9 protein-coding genes are annotated in these 12,866 nt (G+C 66.0%); 3 read left to right on the top strand and 6 right to left on the bottom strand.

The genetic code is table 11. From position 1 onward, the window contains the following. Nucleotides 1–256 precede the first annotated feature (256 nt). Nucleotides 257–1,564, bottom strand: a complete 1,308-nt coding sequence (gene hflX, locus B8V81_RS11725) for a GTPase HflX (RefSeq protein ID WP_028599411.1) — start codon at nucleotides 1,562–1,564, stop codon at nucleotides 257–259. A gap of 55 nt (nucleotides 1,565–1,619) precedes the next feature. On the opposite strand from hflX, the gene B8V81_RS25260 reads away from it, so the two are divergent. After that, complete coding sequence (locus B8V81_RS25260; RefSeq protein WP_180968436.1) at nucleotides 1,620–1,787, top strand: hypothetical protein; 168 nt, start codon at nucleotides 1,620–1,622, stop codon at nucleotides 1,785–1,787. A gap of 400 nt (nucleotides 1,788–2,187) precedes the next feature. Here B8V81_RS25260 and B8V81_RS11720 read toward each other — a convergent pair whose 3' ends face one another. Next, nucleotides 2,188–2,490 (bottom strand): hypothetical protein, encoded by a 303-nt coding sequence (locus tag B8V81_RS11720; protein WP_028599410.1) that lies wholly within the window; start codon nucleotides 2,488–2,490, stop codon nucleotides 2,188–2,190. Further along, nucleotides 2,462–3,085 carry a DUF3990 domain-containing protein gene (locus tag B8V81_RS11715; protein WP_228551789.1) on the bottom strand — a complete coding sequence of 208 codons (624 nt, stop codon included), beginning with the start codon at nucleotides 3,083–3,085 and terminating at the stop codon, nucleotides 2,462–2,464. Before B8V81_RS11715 ends, B8V81_RS11720 begins: the two co-directional genes overlap by 29 nt. 230 nt (nucleotides 3,086–3,315) lie before the next feature. Here B8V81_RS11715 and B8V81_RS11710 point away from each other — a divergent pair, with 230 nt between their 5' ends. Both B8V81_RS11710 and B8V81_RS11705 read left to right on the top strand, forming a co-directional pair. Beyond that, entirely contained in the window at nucleotides 3,316–4,962 is a 1,647-nt protein-coding gene (locus B8V81_RS11710; RefSeq protein ID WP_101808431.1) for a DNA-binding protein, read from the top strand. 395 nt (nucleotides 4,963–5,357) lie between these two features. Beyond that, a complete protein-coding gene (locus B8V81_RS11705; RefSeq protein WP_101808430.1) occupies nucleotides 5,358–9,098 on the top strand; it encodes a glycosyl hydrolase 53 family protein in 3,741 nt (1,246 codons plus the stop codon). Nucleotides 9,099–9,542: 444 nt separating this feature from the next. Here B8V81_RS11705 and B8V81_RS11700 read toward each other — a convergent pair whose 3' ends face one another. From B8V81_RS11700 to B8V81_RS26150, 3 genes are all read right to left on the bottom strand, one after another. After that, nucleotides 9,543–10,808 carry a hypothetical protein gene (locus tag B8V81_RS11700; RefSeq protein WP_101808429.1) on the bottom strand — a complete coding sequence of 422 codons (1,266 nt, stop codon included), beginning with the start codon at nucleotides 10,806–10,808 and terminating at the stop codon, nucleotides 9,543–9,545. Between the two features lie 67 nt (nucleotides 10,809–10,875). Continuing rightward, on the bottom strand, nucleotides 10,876–11,352 hold the full coding sequence (locus B8V81_RS11695; protein WP_101808428.1) for a GNAT family N-acetyltransferase: 477 nt from the start codon (nucleotides 11,350–11,352) through the stop codon (nucleotides 10,876–10,878). Between the two features lie 350 nt (nucleotides 11,353–11,702). Then, nucleotides 11,703–12,770 (bottom strand): cupin domain-containing protein, encoded by a 1,068-nt coding sequence (locus B8V81_RS26150; RefSeq protein ID WP_084137381.1) that lies wholly within the window; start codon nucleotides 12,768–12,770, stop codon nucleotides 11,703–11,705. Nucleotides 12,771–12,866: the final 96 nt, after the last annotated feature.

The raw sequence follows: 12,866 nt of genomic DNA, 5'->3' as shown, positions 1-12,866 counted from the left end.
CTTGGATCCATCGCTCCGGCCGGGCTCCGGCCCATCCAAGGCACTTTTCTGCCTTGGATCCATCGCTCCGGCCGGCCGCCGGCTCATCCAAGGCACTTTTCTGCCTTGGATCCAGCGCCCCGGCCGGACTCCGGCTCATCCAAGGCACTTTTCTGCCTTGGATCCATCGCTCCGGCCGGAACCCAGCCCATCCAAGGCACTTTTCTGCCTTGGATGAGCCGCGCCTTTTCCACCGGATGCCGCTCGCCCCCTCGCCCTACTCCCGGACCGCCGGCTGCCGCTCCGCGCCCGTCTCCTGATAGAAGCGGTTCAGATCCGCCTCGCGCACCTCGAGCTTGAGGCGCGTGCCGGCCTCTTCGTACTCCGTCTCCTGCACATGAGCATGCTCGTTGAAAAACGACACCCAGGCGCCCTGGTGGAAAGGCACGACGACCTCGGCGGCGATATAGTCGCGGAAGATCTGCTTGCGGATCTGCGCGACGAGCTCGTCGACGCCCTCGCGCCTGGAGGCGGACAGATACACCCGGTCCTGCTCTACGCGCGGGTAGCTTCGGCCGGCGAGGTCGGATTTGTTGAACGCATACAGCATCGGGATGCCGTCCGCGCCGAGCTCCTTGAGCGTCTGCTCGGTGACCTCGATCTGCTGCTTGAACTCCGGGTTGGAGGCGTCGACGACATGCACGAGCAGGTCGGCCTCGGCGACCTCCTCCAGCGTCGAGCGGAACGCCTTGATGAGATGATGGGGCAGCCCGCTGACGAAGCCGACCGTGTCGGTCAGCAGGAACGACTTGCGGTCCGGCAGCTCGATGCTGCGCACCGACGTCTCCAGCGTGGCGAACAGCATGTCTTTGGCGAGCACGTTCTTGCCGGAATCGGGGTGGAACGTATCGACGAGCGCGTTCAGCAGCGTCGACTTGCCGGCGTTGGTGTAGCCGACGAGCGCGAGCACGGGGATCTCGTTCTTCTTGCGGCGCTTGCGCTGCACCTGGCGCTGGTGGACGAGCTTCTCGAGCTCCGTCTCCAGCAGGTGGATGCGCTCCTCGATCCGCCGGCGGTCGAGCTCCAGCTTGGTCTCGCCCGCGCCGCGGTTGCGCAGTCCGGCTCCGCCTCCGCCGCCTTGGCGGCCGAGCGACTCGCGCAAGCCGACGAGGCGCGGCAGCATGTAGTTCAGGCGGGCGACCTCGACCTGCAGCTGCGCCTCCTTCGTCTGCGCCCGCTCGGCGAAGATGTCGAGGATGACGATCGTGCGGTCGATGACCTTCGTCTTGACGGCGGCCTCGAGGTTGCGGATCTGCGAAGGCGACAGCTCGTCGTTGCAGATGACGGTCGGGGAATCGTACGCCTCCATGAGAGCCGCCAGCTCCTCGAGCTTGCCGGAGCCGAGGTAGTGCGTGCTGTGGATGCGCTCCGCCTTTTGCGTCAGCTCGGCCACGACCTCGATGTTGCAGGCTTCGGCCAGCCCTTGCAGCTCCTGCATCGAGTAGGCGAACTGGTGGTTGTTCTGTTCGTGCACGCCGACGAGAATCGCGCGCTCGCGGGGGTGTTGGTTGGAATGTGTTGTCATATGGGAAATCATCCTCTCTTGGGGCGGGTATGAAAAAACACGGGCCTGGCGGCCCGTGTTCGCAGTTATGCAGGATGGATCGGCTTCGTCCCTGTCCGCCTCGCCGCATGGCAGCGGCGCCCGGAGGGACGCGGACGGCAGCATGCCGCCGCGCCGCTCTCCGGCCGGACAGAAAGGCTCCTCCGCGGACGGAAGAGGCGGCCTCGCCGACATCTCCGCCTAAGGGGCCGAAGCCGCCGGGAGACGGGAGATGCGAAAGAGGCGCGTCAAAGCGATGAACGTGGATTCATCCACGATTCGAGATCCCTGCACAAAGGCAGAACATGGGCGTTATTCCATTAGCGACGCACCGTGCGGATCCGAATCGAATGAATCACACGCAACCCTCCGTTCGATCGCGAGCCGCCCGGCTGGAGCCTGACGGCCCGCGGACGGCTTTCGCGTTTGATTGCTACGAGTGTAGCATAGCCGCTTTCCGTCCCGCAAGCGCTCCACATCACTATAGGAGAACTTTACCACTCTAGTCTGGTCGCCAAGCGGGGGCGTTATCCGTTCATCGACTCTCGCTCCTTCAAGCGCGATGGATAAGAAAAACCCACCTCTACATGAGGTGGGTTTAAGTATTAGTGGGAGATTAACGCCGCAGCCATCTCAATCTTGGTAAGAGGATCTATGCCAGAGTCGGACTTGCTTTGCTTTGACACTTTGCGGATGTTGGCTGCGGAGCGGGCGGGGGAAATGTTTTTCTCCACGCACTTAGCAATGGCCTCAGCGTGCTCGTAAGGCGGGTCATAGCTACCAATAAGATGGATAGGAGTCCGGTAACGGATGACCAATTCTTCACCCTGCTCTTCGGAAAAGCCGAAGTGATGGTGCAATTCCCTGGCAATTGCCGTTTCATACGGAGTCAGCTTTTCGCTCTTCATGGTTCCACGCTCCTTCCTCGCTATAAACATAATACCCGGTGAGTGCCAGCCGCGAATCCCACACGTCGGAGCAAAATGCAATCTGCGTTCCTAATCTAGGGAGACTGAGCTTTTGATTTTGTCGGGAATGAATAATCCTGTCGTAGAACCAGTCGAACCCGTACTGGTATTGTATCTCTTGTTGAACAATAGCGCCAGTGTCGTTGTCGGCCATAGGCCCGATTACAACAGCGGGGTGTTTTTTACAAGGGTCTCCGGATTGGCTAGAAGCTAACCGGTGTTGATAAATAAAATACGCCCACGAGCGCGAGACACCACTGAAAATAGTCGTCTCGTTCTCCACGCCACCATCATCATCTATGTAGGGTTGAGGGAGAAAATCAACCTCCAGAACGCAGGGTCGGACAAACTCACCCACACGCGCTCGTTTCTCCGCCGCTTTGTGCGCCCATTCACGTGCTTGGTCAATGTCGGGCGTTGCGTAAAAGCCCGGTCCGAAATCTCGTCCCGGCCTCCAGTATTCGGAGTTGATCAGCTGACGGGAAAACCCAGCTAAGCTGTCATCTGTCGTTCCGTGGTAGAGCTTTTCAATCACGAGCTGCAAATAGGATCCTCCTAAGATCAGTCTATGCTCCCTATGTTATCATGTCGGTTGACTTAGAGGGAGTATCTTCCACTTGAACAGGAAAAGGTTCCCTGCCGACATTTACAAAAATATGACGGACATGCCCCTCACATCCCTCTATCCGAACTCCCTCCTCTCGCCTTATAGTAGTCTCAGCCGGAATGGAAGAAGATTCCGCGCCCATCGAAAGGGGACGAGTTATGAAACCAGCTTTGTCATGGAAGAAACGCCTGCTCGGCGCGGCCGTCGCCGCAGCCCTCCTGCTCCCTGCCCCGCTGGCGCAGCCCGGAGGCTACCGCGCCTATGCGGAGGGGCCGTCGGACCCTGCGCCGTCCATCGCCGCCAAGGTCGTGAACGGCAACGCCGGCAAGAAGATCCTTTTCGACAACACCCATGCCCAGACGGCCGGCGCCGCGGACTGGGTCATCGACGGCGGCTTCTCGGACTTCGGCAACGCGCTTGCGTCCGCCGGGTTCTACGTCAAGGAGCTGCGCAAGACGACTCCGATCACCCTCTCCGACCTGACGCCGTACAACGTGTTCATCACGGCCGAGCCGAACGTGCCGTACAAGGCGACGGAGCAGGCGGCGATGGCGCAGTACGTGCAGAACGGCGGCAGCATCTTCTTCATCGGCGACCATTACAACGCGGACCGCAACAAGAACCGCTGGGACGGCAGCGAGGCGATCAACGGCTACCGCCGCGGCGCCTGGACGAACCCGGCCAAAGGCATGAGCGCCGAAGAAGCCGCCTCCCCCGCCATGCAGGGCGTCGTCAGCTCGGACTGGCTCGCGACGAACTTCGGCGTGCGCTTCCGCTACAACGCGCTCGGCGACGTGAACGCGACGCAGATCGTCGCGCCGAGCCAGGCGTTCGGCATTACGCAGGGCGTGTCGTCCGTGGCGATGCATGCCGGCTCGACGCTCGCGATCATTGATCCGGCCAAAGCCAAGGGCATCGTCTACCTGCCGCAGACATCCGCCAAGTGGGGCAGCGCCGTCGATCAGGGCGTCTATGCCGGAGGCGGCGTCGCCGAGGGGCCGTATGTCGCGGTCGCGAAGAAAGGCGCAGGCAAAGCGGCGTTCATCGGCGACTCCTCCCCTGTCGAGGACGCCTCGCCGAAGTACAAGCGCGAGGACACCGGAGCGAGCAAGACGACGTACGACGGCTTCAAGGAAGTCGACGACGACACGCTGCTCGTCAACCTCGTGAACTGGCTGGCCGTGCCGGAAAGCTACACGAGCCTGTCGCAGGTGAGCGGCCTGACGCTCGACAGCCCGACGCCGCTGCTCGCCTTTGAGAATCCGGCCTCCTCGACCGAGCCGCAGGCGGAGCCGTGGGCCGCGCCTGCGGCCGGCTACAAGTGGTACGATTCCTCCACGTTCAAAACGGGCTCCTACGGCTACGGCGCCGCGTCTCCGACGCCGACGCCTACCGTGACGCCGACCCCTACGCCGACCGCTTCGCCGACGGCAACGCCGACTCCGACGCCGGGCGTGCTCAGCTACAGCTTCGTGACGCCGGCGACGCTGCCGAGCAACGGCACGTCGTTCCAGATCACGGTCAAGGCAACCGGCTTGACGCCGAACGGCACGACAAGCGGGTACAACGTCGGCATCTACCTCACCTCCGGCGGCACGCAGATCGCCCAGGTGCAAAACGCCGACGGCAGCTGGCCGACCGCATACGGCTACAGCTCTTCGTTCAGCCTGACGGCCGACAGCAGCGGCAACGCCTCCAAGCAGCTCACCGTCCGCATCAAGTCGGGCTCGAGCGGAGCCGCCAGCCTGCGCCTGCGGCAGAACAGCACGAACCTGACGACGGTGTCCGTCACGCTCGGCAGCTAGGCGCTTGAAGGAGCGGCCAGGCCAGCGCTCCGGCGCAAGGGCTTGGCGCGAGCTCCAGATCGGATCCGGAGCGTCGGCTTGCATCCCGTCAAATCGCATAGCAGCGAGTAGACCGCCTAACCTTTTACGAGGTTCGGGGCGGTCTGCTTTTTTTTTCGAGCGGCTCCGGCGGCTGGCGGCCGGGCTCCTCAGTGCCATATTTACCACTGATGAAGGCCTTTCCTCGGCAGCCGGGCCTCTCAGTGCCATTTTTACCACTGGTGAGAGCCGTGCCCCACGCTCCTTCCGCCCCGCATCGTTGAAAGTGTATCTCTTTTTGTTGACCCGCTGAATGGGTGCGCTTTCACCTGTTCCCTACAATAGGAGAGACAACGGTACAAGGGGGAATCATCATCGTGCATACCAAGCTGCTGCGCCGACTCGGCGCCGCCATGCTGGCGCTCGTCATCGGGCTCGCCGGACTCGGCCTACCGGCAGGAGGAGCGGTCGCCGACGCGGCCGCTTCGTCCGACCCGGACGGCTTCATCAAGGGCGTAGACATCTCCACGCTGCAGGCGCTCGAGGACAAGGGCGTCGCCTTCTACGACGACGGAACCGAGCGCGACCTGCTCGCGATCCTCAAGGAGCATGGCGTCAACTACGTGCGCCTGCGCCTGTGGAACGATCCCGTCCAGGCGGACGGCTACAACGACAAGGCCCATCTCATCGAGATGGCCAAGCGGGTGAAGGCCGCCGGCATGGGGCTGCTCGTCGACTTCCATTACAGCGACTTCTGGGCCGATCCCGGCCAGCAGGTCAAGCCCGCCGCCTGGGCTTCGCTCGGCTTCGACGAGCTGAAGGCGGCGCTCTACGGCTACACCCGCGAGGTGATGGACGAGCTGCTCGCCGAGGGCGCATACCCGGACATGGTGCAGATCGGCAACGAGATCAACTCCGGCATGCTGCTGCCGGACGGCTCGACGAGCCGCTTCGCGCAGCTGGCCCAGCTGCTGTCCGAGGGCGTGCGCGCGGTGCGCGAGACGACGCCCGCCGGGCACGAGACCAAGATCATGCTGCATCTGGCCGAAGGCGGCAGCAACGCGAAGTTCCGGACGTTTTTCGACCAGGCGCGGCTGCAGGGCATCGATTATGACGTGATCGGACTGTCCTACTATCCGTACTGGCACGGCACGTTCCAAGAGCTCAAGAGCAACATGGACGATCTGGCGGCCCGCTACGGCAAAGAAGTCGTCGTCGCGGAGACGGCCTACCCGTACACGCTCGAGGATGCGGACGGCCACGGCAACATCGCCGGCGAGGCGCAGACGAAGCTGACCGGCTTCGAGGCGAGCGTGGCGAGCCAGAAGCTCGTCACCGAGCTCATCCTGAACACCGTCGCGCATGTGCAGGGCGGCAAGGGGCTCGGCGTCTTTTACTGGGAGCCGGCCTGGCTGGCGGGCGTCGGCTGGAAGGCCGGCGAAGGCAACGCGTGGGAGAACCAGGCGATGTTCGACTTCGACGGCAACGCGCTGGAGTCGCTGGATGCGTTCCGGTTCGTGCCGGGCGATCTGGACGACATCAAGCCGCTGCTCGTCTACCCCTCCCTGGACGTGACCGCGAGCGCCGGCTCCGCGCCGGAGCTGCCGGCCGAGGCCGAGGTGCTGCTCAGCGAGGGCAGCATCGAGAAGCGGGCGGTCGTCTGGGACGAGCCGGCCGATCCGGAGCAGTGGAAAGTGCCGGGGACGTACGCGCTGCAAGGCTCCGTGCAAGGCGTGGACGCCGCGATGCGGGCCGCCGTGACCGTCAAGGTCGTGGACAATCCGAACCTCGTCCGCAACCCGGGCTTCGAGCAGGACGGCCTGGCCGGCTGGACGCTGAGCGGCACGGAAGGCGCGGCCAAGCTGTCCAAGGAGGCGGGCAACGCGCATAGCGGCGGGCATTCGGTCAACTATTATTACGGAACGGAGTACGGCTACCGCATCAGCCAGACGGTGACGGGGCTGGAAAACGGCACGTACCGCCTCAGCGCCTGGGCGTCGGGCGGCGGCGGCGAGACGAAGCTGCGGCTGTTCGCCGAAGGGTACGGCGGCGATCCGCTCGGCGCGGATGCCGTCAATGCGGGCTGGAACGTCTGGAAGCCGTATGCCGTCGAGGAGATCGAGGTGACGAACGGACAGGTGACGATCGGCTTCGACGTCGAGGCTCCGGGCGGCACATGGGGGTATTTGGACGATTTCGAGCTGGTGAAGGCGCCGGAGAAAAATCCCGTGCAGAACCCCGGCTTCGAAAGCGGCGACCTGACCGGCTGGACGCTCGGCGGCACCGCCGGCGCGGGCAAGGTCGAGAACAATGCGGCCAATGTCCACGCGGGCACGCATGCGTTCAACTATTGGTATGTGGATCCGTACCGCTTCACGCTGACGCAGATCGTGAGCCAGCTGCCGAAAGGCGTCTATGAGCTCACGGCCGCCGCATCGGGCGGCGGCGGCGAGACGAAGCTGCAGCTGTACGCCGAGACGGGCATCGGCTCGCGCTGGAACGCGGACATCGTCAACACCGGCTGGAATGTATGGAAGGAATACAAGGTCAGCGGCATCGAAGTGGCCAACGGCCAGGTGACGATCGGCTTCGACGTCGAAGCGCCCGGCGCGGCATGGGGCTGGTTCGACGACATTCGGCTGACGCGGACCGGCGACCTGCCGGGCACTGGCGAGCCTCCGGCGACCGGCGAGCCTCCGGCGACCGGCGAGCCTCCGGCGACGGGCGAGCCTCCGGCGACCGGCCAGCCTCCGGCGACCGGCCAGCCTCCGGCAACGGGCGAGCCTCCAGCAACGGGCGAGCCTCCGGCAACGGGCGAGCCTCCGGCGACCGGCGAGCCTCCGGCGACGGGTGAGCCTCCGGCGACCGGCGAGCCTCCGGCAACGGGTGAGCCTCCGGCGACCGGCGAGCCTCCGGCGACGGGCGAGCCTCCGGCAACACCGACGCCGACGCCGGAGCGGACTCCGGCGCCAACCGCTACGCCGGCGCCAAGCGCGGCCGCCTCGCCGACGCCGAGCGCCGGCAGCGGCATCGTCGCCGTGCAGGCCGGCCAGCTGTCCGGCGATGCCGGAGCCGCCGCCGTCCTCAAGCTGGACGGAGCGGCGACCGTGCGCCTGGGCGCCGAGCTGAAGCCGCGGCTGGCGGACGGCCTCCGCCTCGAGCTGCCCGGCCTGAGCGCCGAGCTGTCCGGCGACGAGCTGCGCCAGCTTTGGCAGCAGGCCGGCGATGCGCCGCTGTCGATCCGCCTGAGCGCGGCGGCCGGCGTAGGAGAGCAGCTGGCTCCGCTGCAGCAGCCGGGCAGCCGCGCGTATGCCGCCGCAGGCGGCAGCGTGGAGCTCGCCATCGGCTCGATCGCCGCGGACGGCCGGGAGCTGCCGCTTGAAGCGGCTTCGATCCGGCTGAAGCTGAGCGCGGCAGCCGGCTTCGATCCGGAGCGCTCCGGCATCTTCCGCCTGGACGCGAACGGCGCGCCGGCCTACCAGCTCGGCTCCCGGCTCGCAGGCGGCGATTGGACCGCCGACGTCCGCTCCGCCGGACGCTACGCCGTGCTGGAGCTGAGCGTCGCGTATGCCGACGTGCCGGCCGGCCACTGGGCGCAGGCGGGCATCGCCAGCCTGTCGGCCAAAGGCATCGTGCAAGGCGCAGGCGCGGCAGGCTTCCTGCCCGCCAAGTCCGTCAGCCGCGCGGAGCTGGCGGCCATGCTCGTCCGGGCGCTCGGCCTGAGCGCCTCCGGCAGCGCCGCGGCAGGCTTCGCCGACGTCTCGGCGGACGCCTGGTATGCCGGAGCGGTCTCGGCCGCTCTGGACGCGGGCATCCTTCGCGGCCAGGCGGACGGCATCGCCGCTCCGCAAGCTTTGCTGAGCCGCGAGCAGATGGCGGCGATGCTCGTGCGCGCCGCCGCCGCAGCGGGCAAGCCGCTCGTGGCTGCCGCCGGCGAACGGCCGGCTGCCGCCGACGCGGGAGCGATCGGTGCCTGGGCGGCGCCGTCCGTCGCGGCCGCCTACGAGGCCGGCCTGCTGCAAGGCGACGCGAACGGCGCGTTCCGGCCGCAGGCGGAGCTCACCCGCGCGGAAGCCGCCGCCGCGGTGCAGCGCCTGCTGAAGCTGCTGCAGGCGTAGGTTCATTCGCCCGCAGCGGTCCGTTCTGACGCAAGCACCCTCATTAAAGAGGCTAACGACGAATCCGCTCATTAGACGGCCGAATTCAGCCCTCGCCGAACTTTAATGACTCGTGAGAAGCTTAGCGTCGGGAAAACAGCGTCCAACGAGTAGAAATACCGCCATGCGAACGTTTAAGCGTCTGAGGAGTCGTTAACGCAGAGGAAAGCGGAAAAACAGGCGTCTAAGCTTCTGACCCGTCGTTAGAACACAAACCCGCATCGAAGCAAAGCGGCTCCGAAAGGCTGCTGCCTATATCCTCAAGCCCGCCACCGGCCTCGGCCGGTGGCGGGCTTTTTTATCGCGCTGCACGGGGCGAACCGCTTCCCGATCCGCCGCGAAGCGCTCACCCGGCCGCGGCCAGCGCCGGCCGATCGAGCTCCCTGCCGATGGCGGCAGCGCTCGTCAGGCAGGCTCATCCTTCGGCTTGCGGGCGGGCAGACGCTTGAGCTGCCGGGCCAGCCTTTTCAAATACAGCGCCTGGAGCAGGAAAACCAGTCCATATAGACCCGGCAGCAGGATGATCTCGAACGGATAGCCGCCCAGGCGGGCGATGTAGACGACCACAAGCGCGAGGCCCAGCCCCGAACCGATCAGCGAAACCCAGAAGCGGCGAAGCCTGCGGGCGAGATCGCCTCCGTACAGCGTCAGCGCCGCCGCCGTGATCAGCACGCAGAGATTGTAAAAAAGCTGGCGGTTGATCGGGAAAAGGAGCCTCTTCGAAGAGGCATAGCTGATCGTCCACTCCTCCAGGGGCAGGCGGTCGAGCTTCACCCGGCAGACGCCGTCCTCGCAGCGCAGCGGCACGTTGCTATGCAGCCTCCAGCCCCAGCTATCCGGCAGCCGGGCCTCCAGCTCGACTTCAGGCTGCCCTTTCCAATAGGCGGCCGGCGAAAGATAGTACCGATTCGCCCCGACCGCAGTCGCCACCGAGATCGTCTCCATCCCGCCCTGGTCGCGGTAGCGGATGGACAGGCGCTTCGTTTCGCCGGGAGCGAACGTCAGCGAGTAGCGCGAGCCCGCAAGCGTGAGCAGCTCGGAGGGAGGCGGGAAGGCGCGTCCGTCGATCGGGTCGATAATCGTCTCATCGTTGCGCCGGCTGTTCATCATCCCCTTCAGCGAAGCCGGATCGACCGCCTGCGCGGGCAAAAGGCCGCCGTCCGCCTCGCGAACGTCCACGCTCTGCTGCCCCGGTCGGACGAACAGCATTTCGACGCTCTGCCTCGCTTCGCTCTCGTTCTGGAGCTCGTACTCGACGGACACCTCGGCTTCTTCGTGCGCCTCGATGCCGGCCGGCAGCTCGAGCACGACCTTCTCGCGCACGAGCCGGATCGTCTCGGAGGGTTCGAATGTCAGCGGTCCGAAGCCTGGGGCAGCTTCCCGGACCGGCCCTCCGTTGGCGGCGGCAGGCTCAGGCGCAAGCGCGGCGCTTGCCGCGAGCAGCAGGATCAGCGCAAGCGGCGCCCGCCGCAAGGCCGCGAGAATGCGCCAAGCCTTCGACAAGCCTCCCGATGCGCCGCCATCCGCAAAGCCGCGCAAGCCTCTCCCCACGCCTCGGCGCGGAGCCTCCTCCGCAAGCCCGCGCGCCGCGCCGACCTGCGCCCGAGACGGCAAGCCTTGCGCCGCGTCCGCCCCTTTTGCCGCAATCGCCATCCGCGCCCTTTGCTGCATCCACCGTCCGCCCCTTTTGCTGCATCTGCCATGCCCCTTTTGCCGCATCCGGCCGTCCTCCTGTCCCTTACTCCTCATCCCGGCGCTCCCGCTTCGGCAGCCGCTTCTCCAAAAAGACGAGCGTCAGCCGTTCGTCGACGAGCCTTTCCTTGAAGGGCTCGTAGCCGAGCTTGCGGTAGAACGCCAGATTTTTCATGCTGCGATGGCCCATGAACAGCTCTGCGCGCGCCGCATCCGGCCAAAGCCGCTCCGCCTCCAGCAGCAGCCGCTTGCCGAGGCCTCGGTTCTGGGCGGACGGATGCACGATCAGCTTGCCGATGCGCACGCTGTCCCCGTCGCGCTTGGCGCGGACGGAGCCCACGATGTCGCCGCCTTCCACGACGATCAGCACGACGCCCTCCCGATGATCCTGCTCCAGCTCCTCCAGCGTCTGCGTCAGCGGGGGGATCGCCATGCCGTCATACAGCTCGGCCTCGCTCAGATAAGCGAGCCTCTGCAGCGAAAGGATGGCCGGCAGGTCCTCCCGTTTCGCTCGTTCGATCATCCGTTCTCCTCCTCCTGGATCGATTGCGGCCATCCCGGCCGGCGGATGGTCCGGATGCCGCTTCCATCTCTTCCAGTATATCGAGGATTTCCCGCTTGCCTAGAGCGCTTTGCGCTGGAATCTCCCGCTGCGAGGAGTGCGGCGCCCATGCCGATCGCACGTCAAAAAGCCGGCCCCCGAGGGCAATGCCATCAAGTCAAGCTGATCTTGATGGCATTGCCCCTGAGGGACCGGCTTGGCGACAAGCTTGAAGCCGCTCGCAGACGCCTGCGAGCGGCTCCTGCATCGGCGCTGCCCTGGCGGCGGCGAGGCCGGCTCGCCTCAGCGGCAGGCGAGGCCGCCGCTGGCGCTCAGCGCCAGCCGCCGCCGGGCGCCTGCTGCGGCGCATACGCCGCTGGCGAGCCGTAGCTCCGCTGCGCGTACGCCGCGGACGCTCCGTAGCCCTGCGGCGCGTAGGCCGCCCAGCCCTGCTGCGGCTGCCCGTAGCCGGCGTAGTAGGCCGCCTGCGGCGCATACGCCCGGGCGGCGGCCGCCTGATGAGCCGCGTAGCCGGCCGCATACGGCTGGCCGGCCTGCGCGTAGGGCTGGCCGTACGGCGGCTGCGCCTGGAAAGGCGACTGGCCGTACACATAGGCCGGCTGGCCCGACACGCCGGTGCCGGCCCAGGAAGGCGCGGTCCGGTAGGCGGAGATCGCGCCGACCGTCGGCGCGTCCTCCAGCTCCTCCGCTCCCTGCGGCCCTCGAGCTCCTTGAGCTCGCGTCTCCCTCGCCCCCTGCGGGCCTTGAGCTCCTTGAGCTCGCGTCTCCCCCGCTCCCTGCGGCCCTCGAGCTCCTTGAGCCCGCGCCTCCGCAGCCTGCCCTTCCTCCCCGCTCTCGCGCGCCTGCTTGCAGCTGTCGAGCGGACCGATCGCGACGGTCTGCTTGATCGGCGCGATCGCTTCCTTCCATTTCGCCTCGTCGAGGCAGTACGTCTGGGCGATCGCCTTGGCCGGCGTCAGCCGCAGGATGTCGGAGCCGAGGATGACCTGCGGCGTCGGCGCGTCGAAGATCGCCAGAATATGCGTGTCGTCCGAAGTCGCCTCCTCGAAGTGCCACCAGCCCTGCGGCACGATGACGACCTCCTGCGGCACGATCGGGATGGAGATGAGCTTGTTCGTGAACGGATTGATCATGCTGACGGTCGCGCTGCCCGAGATCAGATAGACGAGCTCCGAGGCGTTCTGATGATAGTGCGGCTCGACATAATGCCCCCGGCTCAGGAAGATGTCCAGCAGCGAGGCCGAGCCGAGCGTCGGCAGCTGCTTGTAGCCGAGGATGTTGATGTAGTTGCTCGCGTTCGTCTTGAACGCCGTGCTCTTCTTCATGTCGAACGAGAACTTGAGATCGGGATCCGTATAGTCCATGTACGAGACGGTCATGTTCCCCATCCTTCCCCCTGCGTGATGCCTACTGAAAAGGATATGAAGCTCGGAGTCCGTCCCATTCCCGCCACCCGTCCATTCGGCTGCAGCCGG

Source organism: Paenibacillus pasadenensis (genome assembly GCF_002864175.1).
Classification (GTDB): domain Bacteria; phylum Bacillota; class Bacilli; order Paenibacillales; family Paenibacillaceae; genus Paenibacillus_O; species Paenibacillus_O pasadenensis.
The sequence above is the reverse complement of the archived record's forward strand: the minus strand, read 5'-3'. Positions and strand labels throughout refer to the sequence as shown.

What these genes read in the sequence shown, in the direction of transcription:
- hflX (WP_028599411.1), bottom strand. Translation starts at nt 1,564, where the DNA reads ATGACAACACATTCCAACCAACACCCCCGCGAGCGCGCGATTCTCGTC.
- B8V81_RS11720 (WP_028599410.1), bottom strand. Translation starts at nt 2,490, where the DNA reads ATGAAGAGCGAAAAGCTGACTCCGTATGAAACGGCAATTGCCAGGGAA.
- B8V81_RS11710 (WP_101808431.1), top strand. Translation starts at nt 3,316, where the DNA reads ATGAAACCAGCTTTGTCATGGAAGAAACGCCTGCTCGGCGCGGCCGTC.
- B8V81_RS11700 (WP_101808429.1), bottom strand. Translation starts at nt 10,808, where the DNA reads ATGCAGCAAAGGGCGCGGATGGCGATTGCGGCAAAAGGGGCGGACGCG.
- B8V81_RS11695 (WP_101808428.1), bottom strand. Translation starts at nt 11,352, where the DNA reads ATGATCGAACGAGCGAAACGGGAGGACCTGCCGGCCATCCTTTCGCTG.
- B8V81_RS26150 (WP_084137381.1), bottom strand. Translation starts at nt 12,770, where the DNA reads ATGACCGTCTCGTACATGGACTATACGGATCCCGATCTCAAGTTCTCG.